Raw genomic sequence first — 15,154 nt, forward strand, 5'->3', positions numbered from 1 at the left:
TTAGTGACTGGCGGAACGCAGTCGAAACTATGCCGACAACCGCAACAAATTCGTTAATCTGTTACCCGATCCAGAGGCAGGGCAGGGGGCGAAAATGTTGCAAATTGGAACGAAACGGCCAGGGCTTGGCAGCGGTTCCCGGCCTGCACATGTCCTGCCCGGCCAATACATCGGGGGCGGCCGCCGCAGTTCGCAAGCCGGATCAGGCCGGTCAGACGCCACCAGATGATGCCAGCTGCCAGCGTGGCAATGACGGCGGTCTAGATGTCGGCCGCGATCGCGAAACTCTCCACCGGGGTGCTGACATTGTGCAATTTCACATGCCCCAGCGGGGTCACGTTTGCCGTTTCGGTCAAGATATCACGGGATACAACAATGCGATGGCCCGAGACTTTGCCATAATCGCCCAGCCGCGCGGCGATATTCGCGGCCTGGCCGATAACGGTGAAATCCAGACGCTCCTGCGAGCCGATATTGCCATAAAGCACCGACCCGGAAGCAATGCCGATGGCGCAATCCAAATGGGGCAGGGACGGGCAGGGTTCGATTTCCGCCAAGGCGGCGACAATCGCCCGTGCCGCCGCAAGCGCCTGGGCGCGGGCTTCTGCGGGGTCCTGCCCCGCCGGAAAGACCGCAAGAACCGCGTCGCCGATAAACTTCAGGACTTCGCCGCCATGGGCGTGCACCACATCCGATGTCGTCTCGAAGAACCGATTTAGCAGGCCGATATATTTTTCCCGGCTCAGCTTTTCTTCCAGCAGGGTCGATCCACGCAAATCGCAGAACATGATGGCGGCGTCGATCTCGTCGCCATCGCCGCGCCGGATGTTGCCGCCCAGAACCCGGGCGCCGGAGCGTTTGCCGACATAGGTTTCCAGAACTGCCTGCGCGTTTTCGCGTTGCATGAACACCTCATAGAAACGGGCGATCACAGCGGAGCATTCGAAAATCAGCCCCAGATCGGCGGTGCTGAAACCTTCGGGCTGATCCGAGGCGGCGGTCAGCACATTGATCCGCCCGTCCGAGAACGGAAGCGGCATCGCGACGTAATCGGTCGCGCCCTTGTCGCGCAGGTCTTTCAGGATCGGAAAGTCTTCCGAGGGAACATTCCCCGTCAACCGATAGCGCAATCCTCCCAACCCTCTGGACACATGCCGCAGGGGCGAGTTCTTGAACTCTGGCTTTTCATGGATTTCGTAGGACGGTGAAAACGTTTTGACCCCGGGTTCGCCACGTTCCCACAGATAGTGATGGCCGGCGATGCGGGGATGCAGGGCCCAGGCCAGGATGGTCAGGCGGCTGATCGGCAGTCCCTGTTCGCGGAGCTTGTCCACAAGCGCCAGGGTGAAGTCTTCGGGGGTCGGAAGAAAGGCGGCTTCGCGCAGGAGCCAATCGACCAAGGGGCCGGAAATATTGCCATAATCCGGCGGTTGCAGCCGGTTGTGACCCAATTCAAGCCGGTCAAGCATGTCCGGCACAAATCCGATATGCCCTTGGATCTGATGCGCCTCGGGCAGGGTGTCGTCATAGCTCCAGACGGCATTTGAAAGCTCTGTCTTGCATGGCAAAATCAGATCGCGGAAATGGGCGGTGCCCTTGAACGGGCAAAACGTCGTCTTGCCGCAGGTCTGGTCCAGGCCAACCAGCAGATCGTCCTTGGGGAAGTAAACCACCGGATCAAGCCGGGTTTCATACATCACTTTGGCCCGGTTGCTCTGCGCGAGCAACGTGTCACCGTGATAGGCAGCAACGGGACCGTCCAGTTGCTCCACGAGTATACCATAGCCGCTGCGCGGCTTGACCTGAATGTTCATGAGGGTGTGCTCAAGCTATAAGAATGGACCTAAGATGGGGCCAGGGAGGACAAATTTCTACCCCTTCCGTGCTCACTTCTGTGGGACGGCACCCGGTCGTCGCGCGCAACGGCCAATATTGGGATGACGCCGCGCACCGCGTTGGGGCAGAAAGGCTGCGGCCAGCGCGGTTGCTGGCCAGGCTGCGCCCGCCCTGAACGCGACCTCAGACCATCCGGATGACGTCTTTGTTGATCGCCAGAACATAGCCCTTTCGGGCAATGTTCTTGACCAGCAATTCGCTGATCATCTGGTTGCCCAGCGTGTCGCGCAGGCGTTTGATTCGTGTCGCGCCGGCGGCCTCTTCGCAATCGGTGCTGTTGCGACCGGTCACCACCGCTTCGATCTCGGCCCCTGAAAGCACATCGTCATCCAGCCGCGCCTCCGCCAGAACAGCCAGGGTTTCCATCGCCGCCTGGGTCAGTTTGAACCCCATGTTGTTGAGGTAGACGGTGTTTTCCTCGCGGCTGATCAGCAGCTCCGTGACCTGAATGCCGGCCCGTTCAATCTGCGCCATGCGCCGGTTCAGCATCACCAGCATCGCCAGCACGACCAGCGCCGCAATCATCATGGCAGTTGCAAAAACCAGCAGAACAAAGATCACCATCCGGTAGCTCGCCAATGTGTCGGCAAAGGCCGTGCCGGATTGGGCCAGTATCTCCAGCAGTCGGATTTCGGCCGGACCGGTCAGGTCCGTTTCGACAAAAAGCCGTTCCACCCGGGCGTTGAACGCATTGGCGTCAGGCAAGGTCAGCAACAGAACCGTCCCGGCAATACCAAGCAGAAGCACAATGGCGGCGATCCCGAATGCCACCACACGGGCACCGGCGTTGCGCACTTCAGAAACGGAGAAAGTAGGATCCGGCATCCGATTTCCTTTTGTCGAGGCCATCGGGGCCAAAGATTGACTGGACGCTCAACAGTGTCCAGCCTGCGTCGTTCAAACGTCTGGCGATCTCTTTCCCGGCGGCGGGTTTCGAGCAGTCGCCTGCCAGCTGCATTACGCCGTAATGGAGCTTCAGCGGTTTGTCCTGCTTGGCTTTGTAATCGGCATAGCAGTCCGCAGCGACGGCAGATTGCGCAACCGTTGCAAGGAGCAGAACAAGGGAGAGGGTGCGTGTCATGTGTCTCATGCCGGAACCATGGAAGGATCGGCGCGGGTATTCAATATCAACACCGGTATGTCGCGGTGATATCCGATAACACGCCGCCGATATTGCCTGTCTGAAGCCGGGGAAACCAGGCTGGGTACATCCGGTTGCCCGCAGCCGGTTTTGTATCCATCAGACAGGAAGAATTGAGATGACCCACCGGACAGCACGCCCCAGTAATTTCCATCGCAAGTTCATTGCTCTCATCCTGGCGACATCGGTCGCGGTCGCCGGGGTTTCGGCGGCTCCGGCGCGGGCAGACAGCCAGGATGTCGGCAAGATTATCGCGGGCCTTGCTGTGCTCGGCCTGATCGGCGCCGCGATCCATGACCACAACAAGGATCGCCATCGCCCGCCGCATGTGACGCCGAAACCGCAGCCGAAACCAAAGCCCAAGCCGCTGCCGCCAAGCGTGCGCCGATATGATTTGCCTGCCCAATGTCTTCGGACCGTGCGGGCCTGGGGGCAGGATCGCTCCGTGCTTGGCGCGCGCTGCCTGCGCCACACGTATCGTCATGCTTCGGATCTGCCCGACGCCTGCTTTGTGCAACTGGACAACCGCCACCAGCAGGTGCGGGGATACAATCCGGTCTGTCTGCAACGCCGGGGCTACCGCCTGGTGCGCGGCTGAGAGCACCAAGGCGACATGCGACATGCGAGGCTGGACGCGGGATGGTTTGCCCGCGTCCGGACGTTCTGTCCCTCTTGCCTTGGCGGTGCAGATCCGCTTTGTGGAGGGCATGAACGATCCTGATCTTTTGCTGGAAGACGCGGCGCGGGCGCGGGGCTATCTGCGGATTGCCGGCGTCGATGAAGTTGGCCGCGGCCCCCTGGCCGGGCCAGTCACCGCCGCCGCTGTTATCCTGGACCCCGACAACCTCCCGGTCGGTCTGAACGATTCCAAGAAGTTGAGCGCAAAGCGTCGCGCCCTGGCCGAGGCGGAGATCCAGACGCGGGCGGTCTGGGCCGTCGCCCACGCCAGCGTTGAAGAGATTGATCAGCTCAATATCCTGCGGGCGTCGCATCTGGCGATGCAAAGGGCGGTTGAGGCGCTGGATCCGCCCCCGGATTTCCTCCTGGTGGATGGCAATCTGATCCCTCGTGATCTGGCGATCCCCGCCGAGGCCGTCATCAAGGGGGACGGCAAATCCTTGTCGATTGCCGCGGCCTCGATCCTTGCAAAAGAATGCCGCGATCGGATCATGGTGGATTTAGCGCAACAGTTTCCCGGATATGGCTGGGAGAAAAACGCAGGCTACCCCTCGAAACAACATCGTGAAGCTTTAGTGAAACTGGGGGTCACCCCTCACCATAGACGGTCGTTTAAACCGGTGCACAATATCTTGTATCAAGAGTGAACCGCAGATCACTGATTCAAAAAACAAATTGACCTCGAATCCGGGATGACTCATCCTGTGGACAACCAGAATGAGTGCATAAGCGCCGTGGTTATCGAGGCAGAGCAAATGAACAAAACCATCACGACGGGCGCCGCAACGGCGCTCCCGTTAAACACGATTCTAGATGGCGACTGTATCGAGGTTATGGCGGGTTTGCCCTCCAACTCGATCGATATGATCTTCGCGGATCCGCCCTATAACCTCCAACTCAAAGGACAGCTGCACCGTCCTGACAACTCCAAGGTCGATGCGGTCGACGATGACTGGGACCAGTTTTCCAGTTTCGGTGTCTACGATCACTTCACCAAAGCCTGGCTGAAAGAAGCCCGGCGCATCCTGAAGCCAAACGGCGCGCTGTGGGTGATCGGTTCTTATCACAACATCTTCCGGGTCGGCACGGCGCTGCAGGACGAAGGGTTCTGGATCCTCAACGACGTGGTCTGGCGCAAATCGAACCCGATGCCCAACTTCCGTGGCAAGCGGTTCACCAACGCCCATGAGACGATGATCTGGGCGTCGAAATCAGAAGGCGCCAAATACACCTTCAACTACGAGGCGCTGAAGGCCTTGAACGAAGGGATCCAGATGCGGTCCGATTGGGTCATGCCAATCTGCACCGGCCATGAACGCCTGAAGAATGCCAACGGCGAAAAAGCCCATCCGACCCAGAAACCAGAGGCGCTGTTGCACCGCATTCTGGTCGGATCGACCAACCCCGGTGATGTGGTGCTGGACCCTTTCTTCGGGACCGGCACAACGGGCGCGGTGGCAAAGATGCTGGGGCGCGAATACATCGGTATCGAGCGCGAAGAGGCCTATCGCAAGGTCGCGCACGAGCGGATCCGGTCGGTGCGCAAATTTGACCGCGACGCGCTGCAGGTGTCGGCCTCCAAACGGGCAGAGCCGCGTGTCCCCTTCGGGCAATTGGTCGAGCGCGGCATGCTGCGCCCCGGCGATGAGCTTTATTCGATGAACCAGCGGCACAAGGCCAAGGTCCGGGCGGATGGCACTTTGATTGGCGACAATATCAAGGGTTCGATCCATCAGGTCGGTGCCCATCTGGAAAATGCGCCGTCTTGCAATGGCTGGACCTATTGGTGCTTCAAACGGGAAGGCAAGACCGTCCCGATTGATGTTCTCCGTCAACAGATCAGGGCCGAGCTTCAGGCCTGAAACCTGAGGTCTCGTCCAATCGAACGCCGACGGCACGCCGCTGGATGACACGGCGCGTCGCACCTTGCCCCGCCCTTCCGGCGGGGTTTTTTGGGTTAAATCAGGGATCGCGCGTGCAACTTGCGGGGCAGCTGCCTATTTTACGTTCGCAAGGCAGAGTTGATCGAGACACAAAGGAGAAGGCAGGATGGCCGAGGCCACCATAACCGGACCGGTGGCACCAGCCCGTCGTCCCGAAGATCCGATCCTGCAGGATGCGGCTTTGGACAGGAAATACATCCGCGAGGCGCTGGAGGAGCACAAGCGCCACGGGGTGGAAATGGCGGTTCTGGCGCGCTGGATCATCATGCCGATCGTCGCGGTCTTTCTGGTGATTTCCTATCCGCATTACTCACAGCTCTACTATGTTGGGTTGCTGGCGGTGCTCTGCGTCAATGGTTTCTTTATTCGCCGTTTCGCGCGCGTCGGACGATCCAGCGCCGAAGTCGGGTTGATCATGCTTGACCTGACGCTGATGACAATCGGCATGGTCGCGCCCAACCCCTTGGACATGAAGGACATTTCGGTGCCGATGAACTATCGGTACGACAATTTCATGTATTTCTACCTCATCCTTGCCACCGGGACGCTCGCCTATAGCTGGCGCACCGTGTTGGGGATTGGCATCTGGGCCAGCGTGATCTGGCTGGGCGGGGCGGTTCTGGTCTGGCTGTTCATGACCCCGAACGAAGAGCTGGGCCAGCTGATGCAGAGCACCCTGGCGGACTGGCCGCATGTGATGGAGATGTTTGATCCCAATGATGTCGGCTTCCGGTTCCGCATTCAGGAGGCGATGATCTTTTTGATGGTCGCGGCGATTCTGGCGCAATCCACGCGGCGGTTCTACGTGATGCTGGAACGCAACGCGGAGCTGGCGCGCGAGCAGGCCAACCTGTCCAGGTATTTCTCGCCGAATGTGGTTGATCAGCTGTGCCAGAACGATGAACCGCTGAAACAGGTGCGGATGGAAAACATCGCGGTCCTGTTCATCGACATCGTCGGCTTTACCAAACTTGCGGCAGATCAGGATCCGGTCAAGGTGATCGAACTCTTGCGCGGCTTTCACGGCCGCATGGAACAGGAAGTGTTTCGCCATGGCGGCACCCTGGACAAATATCTCGGCGATGGTCTCATGGCGACATTTGGCACGCCCCTGCCGGGAGAGAAGGACGCCTCTCGGGCCCTGGCCTGCGCGCGGGCCATGTGCCGGGAACTGGAACAGTGGAACAGTGACCGCGTCGCCCGCGGCGAGCCGGAGATCAAGGCCGGCATCGGCATCCATTTTGGCGAGACGGTCCAGGGGGATATCGGGGCCAACCGTCTGGAATATGCGGTGATCGGAACGGCGGTTAACGTCGCCTCGCGGCTGGAGGCGATGACCCGCCGGCTGAATGCCCGGATCGCCATGAGCGACGCGCTTTGCACGCAGGTTCAGTCCGAAGGTGAGGCGGATGTGTTGCTGGAGGGTTTTACCTTTCACCCGGACCAGGAAATTCGCGGCCTCTCTGACGTGATGTCGGTCTGGTCGCTGCAGCGCCCGTCCTGATCCCCCCGGAACCGGCCTGCCTTGGCCGCGTCAGCGGGGCATCGGGTTGTGCGCCTTGTTATAGGGCGCCCAGTCGGTGATTTCGGGATAATAGCGTTGCCGCCAGCGTCGCACACGCGGGTTCATCACCCGACGCCAGAGCGGCGGTATCATCGCCGCCACAGTCATGACCGGATAGCCAAACGGCAATTGCGGGGCCTCCGCATCACTATAGTTCTGCAGCAGCGGAAACCGCCGATCCGGCTTGTAGTGATGATCGGAGTGCCGTTGCAAATTGATCAGAAGCCAGTTGGATGCCTTTTGCGCCGCGTTCCACGAATGGTGGGGCTTGATATGCTCGTATCTGCCCTCGCCCAGGTGTTTGCGGGTCAGCCCGTAGTGTTCGATGTAGTTGACCAGCTCCAATTGCCAGATCGCCACCCCCGCCTGCACGAGAAACAGCGCCACCCCGGTCCAGCCGCCCAGCAAAAGTGCCAGCGCCAGCATTCCGGCCTGCAGGGCCCAGTACCGCAGGAACGGGTTGCGCCGGTGGTACCAGGGCAATCCCTTGCGGCGCAACAGGGCGGCTTCGGCCCGAAAGGCTGAGGTCAGGCATTGCCATAAAACGCGGGGATAATAGCGGTGGAATCCTTCGTTATAGCGGGCGCTGACTGGGTCGCGCGGGGTGCCGACATAGCGATGGTGAACCAGCAGATGTTCAGAGCGGAAATGCGAATACAAAACGGAGGCCAGCAGGATATCTGCCATCCAGCGCTCCAGCCGGTTGCTCTGATGCATCAGCTCGTGGCTATAGTTGATGCCGATCGTGCCGGTGATCACGCCCATGCCAAAAAACACCCCGAATTTTTCCAGACTGTCGAGATGCGCACTCTGGCTGACATAGGCGATCAGGCCGAACAGGGTCAGCAATTGCAGGGGCACCCAAAAGGTTGTCAGGCGGATGTACCAGGTCAGATCGGACTCGGCGGTCTGCGGATCGGCGTTGTCCAGTTCCAGCCCAAGCACCCCGTCAAGCGCCGCAAACAGGTACCAGGTCGCCAGCGGGGGCAACAGGATACACCACCCGCCGTACACCCCGGCGATCCAGACCAATGGCAACAGCGCAAGGGACATCCAGAACGGCATGGCATGACGCCAGCCACGCAAATGTTCTGCAGAAATGAACTGAGCCATGGGGGGGGAACTCCGCAAGGTCAAAGGCTTTGAGCCGGAGCCTAGACCGGTTCAGCGGCCAACCCAAGAGGGCAGTTCAGCACAGGGTGTCCCGCACCAGATCATAGGCCTTTCTCATGACCGTCGGCAGGTCGGAGGGGCGAAAATCGTGCCGCCGCAGCAGTTCCTGGTTTGCCTCTGTGACAAACCCGGCGGGCAATGTGGCGGTGCGGATTTGCAGGATCAGGTGGAAATGGGTGAAGGTGTGCCGGACTTCGGCAGGCGCGGGCGTCCAGTCGGCATCAAAGGGTGCCGCCTCGCTGGGGGCCGCCTCCCAGTCCGTGCCGGGCCAACCCAGCATCCCGCCCAAAAGCCCCTTGTCGGGGCGACGTTCAAGCAGCCAGTCACCGCACTCTGACCGGGCGATATAGACAATCCCATGCCGCGTGGGTTTGGGTTTCTTTGGGGTCTTCCGGGGCAGGTCGGCTGCGGTCCCTTCGGTGCGGGCGCGGCAGGGCGCGCGCCAGGGGCATATCCCGCAGGCCGGCGACTTCGGCGTGCAGATCGTCGCGCCCAGGTCCATCACGGCCTGGGCGTAATCGCCGGGGCGATGCTGCGGCGTCAGCGCGGCGGCATGGGCCTTGAGGATCGGTTTCACCCCCGGCAGCGGCGCGTGTTCATCATGCAGGCGGGCCATGACCCGCTCCACATTGCCATCCAGCACCGTTTCCGGGCGGTCAAAGGCAATCGCCGCCACCGCAGCGGCCGTATAAGGGCCAATACCGGGCAGGCCGATCAGCTCTTCGTAGCTGTCCGGAAACCTGCCGTCCCGCTCCGTGCTGATGACCCTTGCGCATTTCAGCAGGTTGCGGGCACGGGCGTAATAGCCAAGCCCGGCCCATTCCCCCATGACATCCGCGTCCTGTGCCGCCGCCAGATCGGTGACGGTCGGCCAGCGCCGGGTGAACCGCTCAAAGTAGTCTTTGACAGCGGCCACCGTGGTCTGCTGCAACATGACTTCGCTCAGCCATATGCGATAGGGATCGGGGATCACGCCCTGCGCCCGGTCGGCGGGGGCGACACGCCAGGGCATCGCCCGCGCGTGCACATCGTACCAGTCCAGCAAGTCGCGGCTCAGCGCATCGGCGGAGTGAGCGAGGTCACGCATTCTTTATCCTTTGGTCACGGGTTTGGCTGGTCTCTCGACGCCGGCCCTTTACAATAGGGCGAACAGTCACGCAAAACCACAGTCATGGCATTCAGACGACCCACCACACGCGGTTTCAAACGCACAGGCTCCTTGCTGAACGACCAGATTCGCAAGGCCGGCGAAAGCCGTGGCTTTGCCGTGTCCCGGCTGCTGACCCATTGGGAAGAGATCGTCGGCCCGGAACTGGCCGCCATGGCCCGCCCGGTCAAGGTCGGCTATGGGCGCGGCGGCATGGGGGCGACGCTTACGGTTCTGACCACCGGGGCCTATGCGCCGATGCTCGAAATGCAAAAAACCGCCCTGCGCGACAAGGTCAATGCGGTCTATGGGTATAACGCGATTTCAAAGCTGCATATCACCCAGACAGCCCCGATAGGGTTTTCCGAAGGCCAGGTTGATTTTCGCTATGCGCCGAAAGTGCGCCCGCCCGTTGAGCCCGCGCCAGAAGACATCGCCGAAGCACAGAAACGAACCACAGGCGTTGAGAACGAAGAGCTGCGCGCGGCCCTGGAACGGCTTGGGCGCAATGTACTGACACGACAAAAAACAACTCGAAAGGGGTAGAAATGACCCGTCTCATGACCGGTATCTGCGCGGCAGTTGCCATTTCCGCTGGTGCCTATGCCATCAACACTTACATGACCCGCACCGGTGAAACCAGTCTGCTGGATCTGGACCTCGTCGGCATGGCCGAAGCGCAGGAAGCCGTCGATGCGGCCGACATCGACACCTCTACGATCGTCGAAATGGCGCAAGGGGCCGAGGATGCACCGGTCACGCTGATCGAGTATGCCTCCTACACCTGTCCGCATTGCGCCAGCTTCCACGCGGATTCCTACAAGAAACTCAAGGCGGACTTTATCGAGACCGGGAAGGTCAAATTCGTCTACCGCGAGGTTTACTTCGACCGCTTCGGTCTCTGGGCGTCGATGGTGGCGCGCTGCGGTGGCCAGGAGAAATTCTTTGGCATCACCGATATGATCTTTGAAAAACAGTCCGAATGGACCCGTGCCGGTGGGCCGGGTGAAATCGTTGACGAGCTGAAAAAGATCGGTCGCCTGGCCGGACTGGAGAACGAACAGCTGGATGTCTGTATGCAAGACGCCACCAAGGCGCAGACGCTGGTGACCTGGTATCAGGAAAATGCCACCGCAGATGACATCAGCTCGACCCCGTCGTTCCTGTTGAACGGCACCAAGATGTCCAACCAGCCCTACCCCGAAATCAAGGCCCTGATCGAGGCCGAGCTCGACGGTTAAGCGCGCACCGCGCAGTTTCTGGGAATTGCTTTGCGCCGGCTCCTCTCACCGAGGAGGCGGCGCAATTGTCTTCAACCGGTCCAGCAGGGCCTCGGCCTCGGGGATCTGCAAGCGCACCGGCAGGGTGATGACCTTGTGACGGAAGGCGGCGGGCAGGCGCACGGCATCCTTCTCCGTTGTGACCAGCTGCGCCCGCAGGCGCTGGGCGTCCTGTTCCAACCGGGTCAAAAGCGCAGCCGACAACGACTGATGATCGTCCAGCGCCTCGGTCCGACACAGATCCGCGCCAAGTGACCGCAGTGTGGCAAAAAATTTCTCCGGGTAGCCGATGCCGGCAAAGGCCAGCACTTTGGTCCCGGCCCAGGGCATGCCGGTGGGCAAGGGGGCCACGTATCCGGTCACATGCGGCACGGCTATCGCCCCCTGCCATTGTGTGGCGAAACCGGTTTGCGCGGTCTCGTCGCCGAGGCTCAGCACCAGATCGGCGCGTTTCAGCCCGGTATCGACCGGTTCGCGCAAGGGGCCGGCGGGCAGGCAGCGCCCGTTGCCAAACCCGCGTGCGGCATCCACCACCACGATCGAGAAATCCTTGACCACCGACGGGTTCTGAAATCCGTCATCCAACAGGATGACACTGGCGCCGGCCTGCGCGGCGGCCGCGGCACCCGCAGCGCGATCCTTTGCCACCCAAACTTCGCCAAAGGCTGCCATCAGCAAGGGTTCGTCGCCGACATCAGATGCCTTATGGCGTCCGGGATCGACCTGCACCGGGCCGTCGAGGGCACCGCCATAGCCGCGTGACACCACATGCGGCGTGTGACCCAGCTGCGCCAGATGTTCCAGCAGCCAGATCACGGTGGGCGTCTTGCCGGTGCCACCTGCATTCAGGTTGCCGACGCAAACCACCGGAACAGCAACACGCAGCGGTGTGCCACGGCGCAGCCGGGCAGCGGTGGCGCGGGCAAAGAGCCAGCCCAGCGGTGCCAGAAGGGCTCTGCGAACATCGAACCGGTCCGGCGGTATGTTCCAGAACTCAGGCGGACGCATGGCGGGCTTCGTTCTGGTCCAGAATATCCTGCACCTTTTCCAGCAACGCATCTGTCATCGCGGCTCCTTCCGTCACCACCTGCCAGCCGGCAAAGGCCATTTCCGCCGCCTGATCCGGCGAGGACAGCCGGAGAACCGACTCGGCGAGGTCTTCCTCGCCGTAGATCCGGACAGCGGCATCGCTTGCGGCGAGGCGATCATAGGCCCTCGCATGGGACACCACACCGGGGCCATGGATGATCGCCGATCCCAGCGCCGCAGCATCCAGCGGGCTACTGCCCTGCGCGCCCCGGATCAGACTGTTGCCAAGGAACACAACCGGGCACAGCCGATACCACAAACCCAGATCCTCGGTCAGACCGATCACCACCTGGGTGTGATCGTCCGGGTCTTCGCCGGTGTCCCAGTCGGCAAAGGACAGCCCGGTGTTCCGCAAGGCCCGCCGGGCGGCATCAAGGTCTTCGAACGTATCAACCGTCAGCACCAGAACAAGCCGGTGCAGCAGCCGGAGCGCCGCACGATGGGCGTTCAGGATGGGCTGCAATTCGGTCAGCGACAGACGCGCCGCCAGCCACAGGGGCCGGCTGCCAAAGTGCGCCTGCAGTCGCGTCAATTCTTCGTCGTTGCAGTTTGGCGGGCTGGTGGATTGGTAGAGGCGCCCAAGCGTGCGAATGCGGGCCGGGGCAACGCCCGCGCGCTGCAGCCGGTCCGCGACCTCCGGGTTTGGAACCAGAATTTCGGAAAATCCGTTCAGCAACCGGTGGCGCTGATCCGGCAGCCAGCGCGAGGCCCGGCCCGGCAGTTCCTCGACATCGATGTCGATCAACAGGGCAGGCACGTCCCGGTCCCGCAATTGGCGCATCAACAGGCGGCGCATCCGCCCCCCGGCCCAGACACAGAGATCCGGCTGCCAGTGATCGAGAAAGGCACGCACGTCATTGGGCTGTTCGATCGTCAGCACGCCAAGCGGAATATCGCAGCCTTCGGGCAATTGCGTCGGGCGCATTTCCTCTTCCCAGGTCAGCATCAGCGACAGGTCGGGCCGCATCGTCTTCAGCCGGTTGCCCACGTCGCACAGACCCATCAACCGTTCCTGGGTGGTTGCATGGGCCCAGACCACTTCGCCCTTTGGCCGGAGCGGTGGCGTCAGGCTGACGCCCAGGTCGTCGGTCTGCCTCGGCATCAGCTGTCGCCTTCCGCCGTGTGATAGACCAGACGCGACAAAAGCTGCCGGTGAAGGGCCCGCCCGCCGGCCACAACCCCGTTCTGAAGCGCGTCCGGTCGGTTGAACCGCAGCGCCGCGCCGCTGCGATCCGAGACACATCCCCCGGCCTCTTGCAGCAGCAGGGCACCGGCGGCAATATCCCACTCCCAGGTGGGGCGCAGCGTCAGCATGGCGTCATAGGTGCCATCCGCCACCCGCGCCATCCGGTAGGCAAGCGATGGGCGATGGCTGCGGCGAAAGGCCGGCGGCTGGCCATCGGTCCAATGCTGCGGCTCCAGGGTGGGCGTTGCGCTCAACACGTGCGAGGCCTCCGCATCGCTGGTGGCGCTGACCGCGACCGGCGTGCCATTGCAGGCGGCGCCCTGACCGGCGGCGGCCTCAAACATCAGGCCCCGCTGCGGCAGGTAGACAACGGCCGTCACCGGTTCGCCGTCTTTGACAATCGCCAGCGAATGCGCCCAGGTTCGCGACCCATCCGCAAAACTGCGGGTGCCGTCGATCGGGTCGATGACAAAGACACGGCGGCAGGACAAACGGCTTGGCTCATTCTCGCTCTCTTCGGAGAGCCAGCCATAGTCGGGGCGCGCGGCTTTCAGATGATCCTCCAGATACCGGTTCACCGCCAGGTCGGCTTCGGTGACCGGGCCCGCCCCATCGGGCTTGTCCCACTTACGGGCCTCCGTGCCGACATACTGCAGCGCAATTTCACCTGCAGAGCGCGCAGCCGAGACAAGCAGAGACAGATCATTCTCCGGCAAGTGTCATCCCTTCGACGAGCAAGGACGGGACGATGCGGGACAGATACGTCCGGGCATCATTGGCCGGCACCAGGGTTTTCAGCATGTCCAGCAGGTTGCCGGCGATGGTGACCTCGTTGACGGGATAGGCGATCTCGCCATTCTCCACCCAGAAACCGGAGGCCCCGCGCGAATAGTCGCCGGTGTTGGGGTTGATGGTGGAACCGATCATCGAGGTGACCAGCAGTCCGGTACCCATGTCGCGCAACAGGTCAGATTTGCTCTGGCTGCCCTGCGTCATCGAGATATTCCAGTTCGACGGGGACGGCACCGACCCAATGCCACGGGTTGCATTGCCGGTGCTGGTCAGGCCCAGCTTGCGGGCCGAGGCAAGGTCCAGCGTCCAGCCGGTCAGAACGCCGTTGTCGACAATCGCGCGGCGCTGCGTCGCCAGACCTTCGCCATCAAACGGACGAGAGCCGGTCTGGCGCGGGCGGAACGGATCTTCGATCAGCGAAAGCGCGGCCGGCAGGACGGCTGTGCCGAGGCGGTCCTTCAGCCAGCTCGACCCGCGGGCGACGGCGGATCCGTTGCTGGCGCTCAGCAAATGTCCAATCAGGGAGGATGAGATCCGTTCGTCAAACACCACAGGATAGGCGCCGGTCTTGGGGCGGCGGGCGCCGTGGCGCTCGACGGCGCGCAGGCCGGCGGTGCGGCCGATGTCCTCTGCGGGGCGCAGATCGGTCTGAAAGATGCGAGAATCGCCGTCATAGTCGCGCTCCATCCCGGTGCCGGTGCCGGCGATCCCGACACAGGACACCGACCGGCTGGTCCGTGTGTAGCCACCGGAAAACCCATTGCTTGCCGCAAGGTGGATCTGGTGACGGCCATAGCCGGCGGCGGCGGATTGCACCTGGGTGATGCCGTCAATCGCCGCACAGGCGGCCTCGGCCGTCAGCGCGTCCTTTTGCAGCGCATCCGGGGCGGGTTCGGGACCGGGGTCGGCCATCTCCAGCGCCGCAAGGTCCCAGTCCCGGATCAGCTGATCGGGATCTGCCAGACCGGCAAAGGGGTCTTCCGGCGCTTCCCGTGCCATTTCGACCGCCCGTTCCACCATGGCCGTCAGGGTTTCGGGGCGGGTGTCGGACGATGAAACCTGCGCCTGACGTTTGCCGACAAAGACCCGGACCCCGATGTCCACGCCTTCGGATCTCTCCGCGTGCTCCAACGCGCCATCGCGCACTTCGATTGAAAGAGAGCTGCCCTCGGCAGCCATCGCATCGGCCGCATCAGCGCCCGCTTTGCGCGCTGCATCCAAAAGAGCGTGACAGAGGGTTTCCGGAGTGTGGGTCATGAGCACCT

Annotated in this window: 15 protein-coding genes; 6 read left to right on the forward strand and 9 right to left on the reverse strand. The window is 62.1% G+C overall.

The features are described 5' to 3' along the window. Nucleotides 1-260: 260 nt before the first annotated feature. From TRIHO_RS01715 to TRIHO_RS01725, 3 genes are all read right to left on the reverse strand, one after another. Complete coding sequence (locus TRIHO_RS01715) at nucleotides 261-1,814, reverse strand: DUF427 domain-containing protein (protein WP_068239779.1); 1,554 nt, start codon at nucleotides 1,812-1,814, stop codon at nucleotides 261-263. 205 nt (nucleotides 1,815-2,019) lie between these two features. Next, nucleotides 2,020-2,721 carry a winged helix-turn-helix domain-containing protein gene (locus TRIHO_RS01720; protein ID WP_068239782.1) on the reverse strand — a complete coding sequence of 234 codons (702 nt, stop codon included), beginning with the start codon at nucleotides 2,719-2,721 and terminating at the stop codon, nucleotides 2,020-2,022. Then, a complete protein-coding gene (locus TRIHO_RS01725) occupies nucleotides 2,693-2,986 on the reverse strand; it encodes a hypothetical protein (protein ID WP_068239785.1) in 294 nt (97 codons plus the stop codon). Before TRIHO_RS01725 ends, TRIHO_RS01720 begins: the two co-directional genes overlap by 29 nt. 169 nt (nucleotides 2,987-3,155) lie before the next feature. Here TRIHO_RS01725 and TRIHO_RS01730 point away from each other — a divergent pair, with 169 nt between their 5' ends. The 4 genes from TRIHO_RS01730 (at nucleotide 3,156) to TRIHO_RS01745 (ending at nucleotide 7,162) form a co-directional block, all read left to right on the forward strand. After that, entirely contained in the window at nucleotides 3,156-3,635 is a 480-nt protein-coding gene (locus TRIHO_RS01730; protein ID WP_068239787.1) for a hypothetical protein, read from the forward strand. Between the two features lie 109 nt (nucleotides 3,636-3,744). Continuing rightward, a complete protein-coding gene (locus TRIHO_RS01735) occupies nucleotides 3,745-4,362 on the forward strand; it encodes a ribonuclease HII (RefSeq protein WP_068239952.1) in 618 nt (205 codons plus the stop codon). A gap of 108 nt (nucleotides 4,363-4,470) precedes the next feature. After that, entirely contained in the window at nucleotides 4,471-5,577 is a 1,107-nt protein-coding gene (locus tag TRIHO_RS01740; protein WP_068239789.1) for a site-specific DNA-methyltransferase, read from the forward strand. 187 nt (nucleotides 5,578-5,764) lie between these two features. Next, nucleotides 5,765-7,162 carry an adenylate/guanylate cyclase domain-containing protein gene (locus TRIHO_RS01745; protein WP_068239792.1) on the forward strand — a complete coding sequence of 466 codons (1,398 nt, stop codon included), beginning with the start codon at nucleotides 5,765-5,767 and terminating at the stop codon, nucleotides 7,160-7,162. A gap of 30 nt (nucleotides 7,163-7,192) precedes the next feature. On the opposite strand, the gene TRIHO_RS01750 is transcribed toward TRIHO_RS01745, so the two are convergent. Together TRIHO_RS01750 and mutY are read right to left on the reverse strand one after the other, a co-directional pair. Beyond that, a complete protein-coding gene (locus tag TRIHO_RS01750) occupies nucleotides 7,193-8,335 on the reverse strand; it encodes an alkane 1-monooxygenase (RefSeq protein ID WP_068239794.1) in 1,143 nt (380 codons plus the stop codon). 76 nt (nucleotides 8,336-8,411) lie between these two features. Beyond that, nucleotides 8,412-9,482, reverse strand: coding sequence for an A/G-specific adenine glycosylase (mutY, locus tag TRIHO_RS01755; RefSeq protein WP_068239796.1), 1,071 nt, complete (start codon nucleotides 9,480-9,482; stop codon nucleotides 8,412-8,414). An 84-nt stretch (nucleotides 9,483-9,566) separates the two neighbouring features. On the opposite strand from mutY, the gene TRIHO_RS01760 reads away from it, so the two are divergent. Both TRIHO_RS01760 and TRIHO_RS01765 read left to right on the forward strand, forming a co-directional pair. Beyond that, on the forward strand, nucleotides 9,567-10,088 hold the full coding sequence (locus TRIHO_RS01760; RefSeq protein WP_068239798.1) for a DUF721 domain-containing protein: 522 nt from the start codon (nucleotides 9,567-9,569) through the stop codon (nucleotides 10,086-10,088). A 2-nt stretch (nucleotides 10,089-10,090) separates the two neighbouring features. Beyond that, on the forward strand, nucleotides 10,091-10,783 hold the full coding sequence (locus TRIHO_RS01765; RefSeq protein ID WP_068239800.1) for a DsbA family protein: 693 nt from the start codon (nucleotides 10,091-10,093) through the stop codon (nucleotides 10,781-10,783). A 45-nt stretch (nucleotides 10,784-10,828) separates the two neighbouring features. Here TRIHO_RS01765 and lpxK read toward each other — a convergent pair whose 3' ends face one another. The 4 genes from lpxK to TRIHO_RS01785 are packed head-to-tail and all read right to left on the reverse strand — an operon-like array spanning nucleotide 10,829 to nucleotide 15,146. Continuing rightward, nucleotides 10,829-11,830, reverse strand: coding sequence for a tetraacyldisaccharide 4'-kinase (gene lpxK / locus TRIHO_RS01770; RefSeq protein WP_068239803.1), 1,002 nt, complete (start codon nucleotides 11,828-11,830; stop codon nucleotides 10,829-10,831). Next, nucleotides 11,817-13,013 (reverse strand): 3-deoxy-D-manno-octulosonic acid transferase, encoded by a 1,197-nt coding sequence (locus TRIHO_RS01775; protein WP_068239806.1) that lies wholly within the window; start codon nucleotides 13,011-13,013, stop codon nucleotides 11,817-11,819. The genes lpxK and TRIHO_RS01775 overlap by 14 nt, the downstream gene beginning before the upstream one ends. Continuing rightward, entirely contained in the window at nucleotides 13,013-13,813 is an 801-nt protein-coding gene (locus TRIHO_RS01780) for an inositol monophosphatase family protein (protein WP_068239807.1), read from the reverse strand. Before TRIHO_RS01780 ends, TRIHO_RS01775 begins: the two co-directional genes overlap by 1 nt. Then, nucleotides 13,800-15,146, reverse strand: coding sequence for a TldD/PmbA family protein (locus TRIHO_RS01785; protein ID WP_068239809.1), 1,347 nt, complete (start codon nucleotides 15,144-15,146; stop codon nucleotides 13,800-13,802). Before TRIHO_RS01785 ends, TRIHO_RS01780 begins: the two co-directional genes overlap by 14 nt. Between the last annotated feature and the right edge of the window lie 8 nt (nucleotides 15,147-15,154).

Origin of the sequence: Tritonibacter horizontis, from assembly GCF_001518015.1 — a bacterium.
GTDB classification, from domain to species: Bacteria; Pseudomonadota; Alphaproteobacteria; order Rhodobacterales; family Rhodobacteraceae; genus Epibacterium; species Epibacterium horizontis.

What these genes read in the sequence shown, in the direction of transcription:
- TRIHO_RS01735 (WP_068239952.1), top strand. Translation starts at nt 3,745, where the DNA reads ATGAACGATCCTGATCTTTTGCTGGAAGACGCGGCGCGGGCGCGGGGC.
- TRIHO_RS01760 (WP_068239798.1), top strand. Translation starts at nt 9,567, where the DNA reads ATGGCATTCAGACGACCCACCACACGCGGTTTCAAACGCACAGGCTCC.
- lpxK (WP_068239803.1), bottom strand. Translation starts at nt 11,830, where the DNA reads ATGCGTCCGCCTGAGTTCTGGAACATACCGCCGGACCGGTTCGATGTT.
- TRIHO_RS01740 (WP_068239789.1), top strand. Translation starts at nt 4,471, where the DNA reads ATGAACAAAACCATCACGACGGGCGCCGCAACGGCGCTCCCGTTAAAC.
- TRIHO_RS01765 (WP_068239800.1), top strand. Translation starts at nt 10,091, where the DNA reads ATGACCCGTCTCATGACCGGTATCTGCGCGGCAGTTGCCATTTCCGCT.
- TRIHO_RS01715 (WP_068239779.1), bottom strand. Translation starts at nt 1,814, where the DNA reads ATGAACATTCAGGTCAAGCCGCGCAGCGGCTATGGTATACTCGTGGAG.
- TRIHO_RS01785 (WP_068239809.1), bottom strand. Translation starts at nt 15,146, where the DNA reads ATGACCCACACTCCGGAAACCCTCTGTCACGCTCTTTTGGATGCAGCG.
- TRIHO_RS01725 (WP_068239785.1), bottom strand. Translation starts at nt 2,986, where the DNA reads ATGAGACACATGACACGCACCCTCTCCCTTGTTCTGCTCCTTGCAACG.
- TRIHO_RS01730 (WP_068239787.1), top strand. Translation starts at nt 3,156, where the DNA reads ATGACCCACCGGACAGCACGCCCCAGTAATTTCCATCGCAAGTTCATT.
- mutY (WP_068239796.1), bottom strand. Translation starts at nt 9,482, where the DNA reads ATGCGTGACCTCGCTCACTCCGCCGATGCGCTGAGCCGCGACTTGCTG.
- TRIHO_RS01775 (WP_068239806.1), bottom strand. Translation starts at nt 13,013, where the DNA reads ATGCCGAGGCAGACCGACGACCTGGGCGTCAGCCTGACGCCACCGCTC.
- TRIHO_RS01720 (WP_068239782.1), bottom strand. Translation starts at nt 2,721, where the DNA reads ATGCCGGATCCTACTTTCTCCGTTTCTGAAGTGCGCAACGCCGGTGCC.
- TRIHO_RS01750 (WP_068239794.1), bottom strand. Translation starts at nt 8,335, where the DNA reads ATGGCTCAGTTCATTTCTGCAGAACATTTGCGTGGCTGGCGTCATGCC.
- TRIHO_RS01745 (WP_068239792.1), top strand. Translation starts at nt 5,765, where the DNA reads ATGGCCGAGGCCACCATAACCGGACCGGTGGCACCAGCCCGTCGTCCC.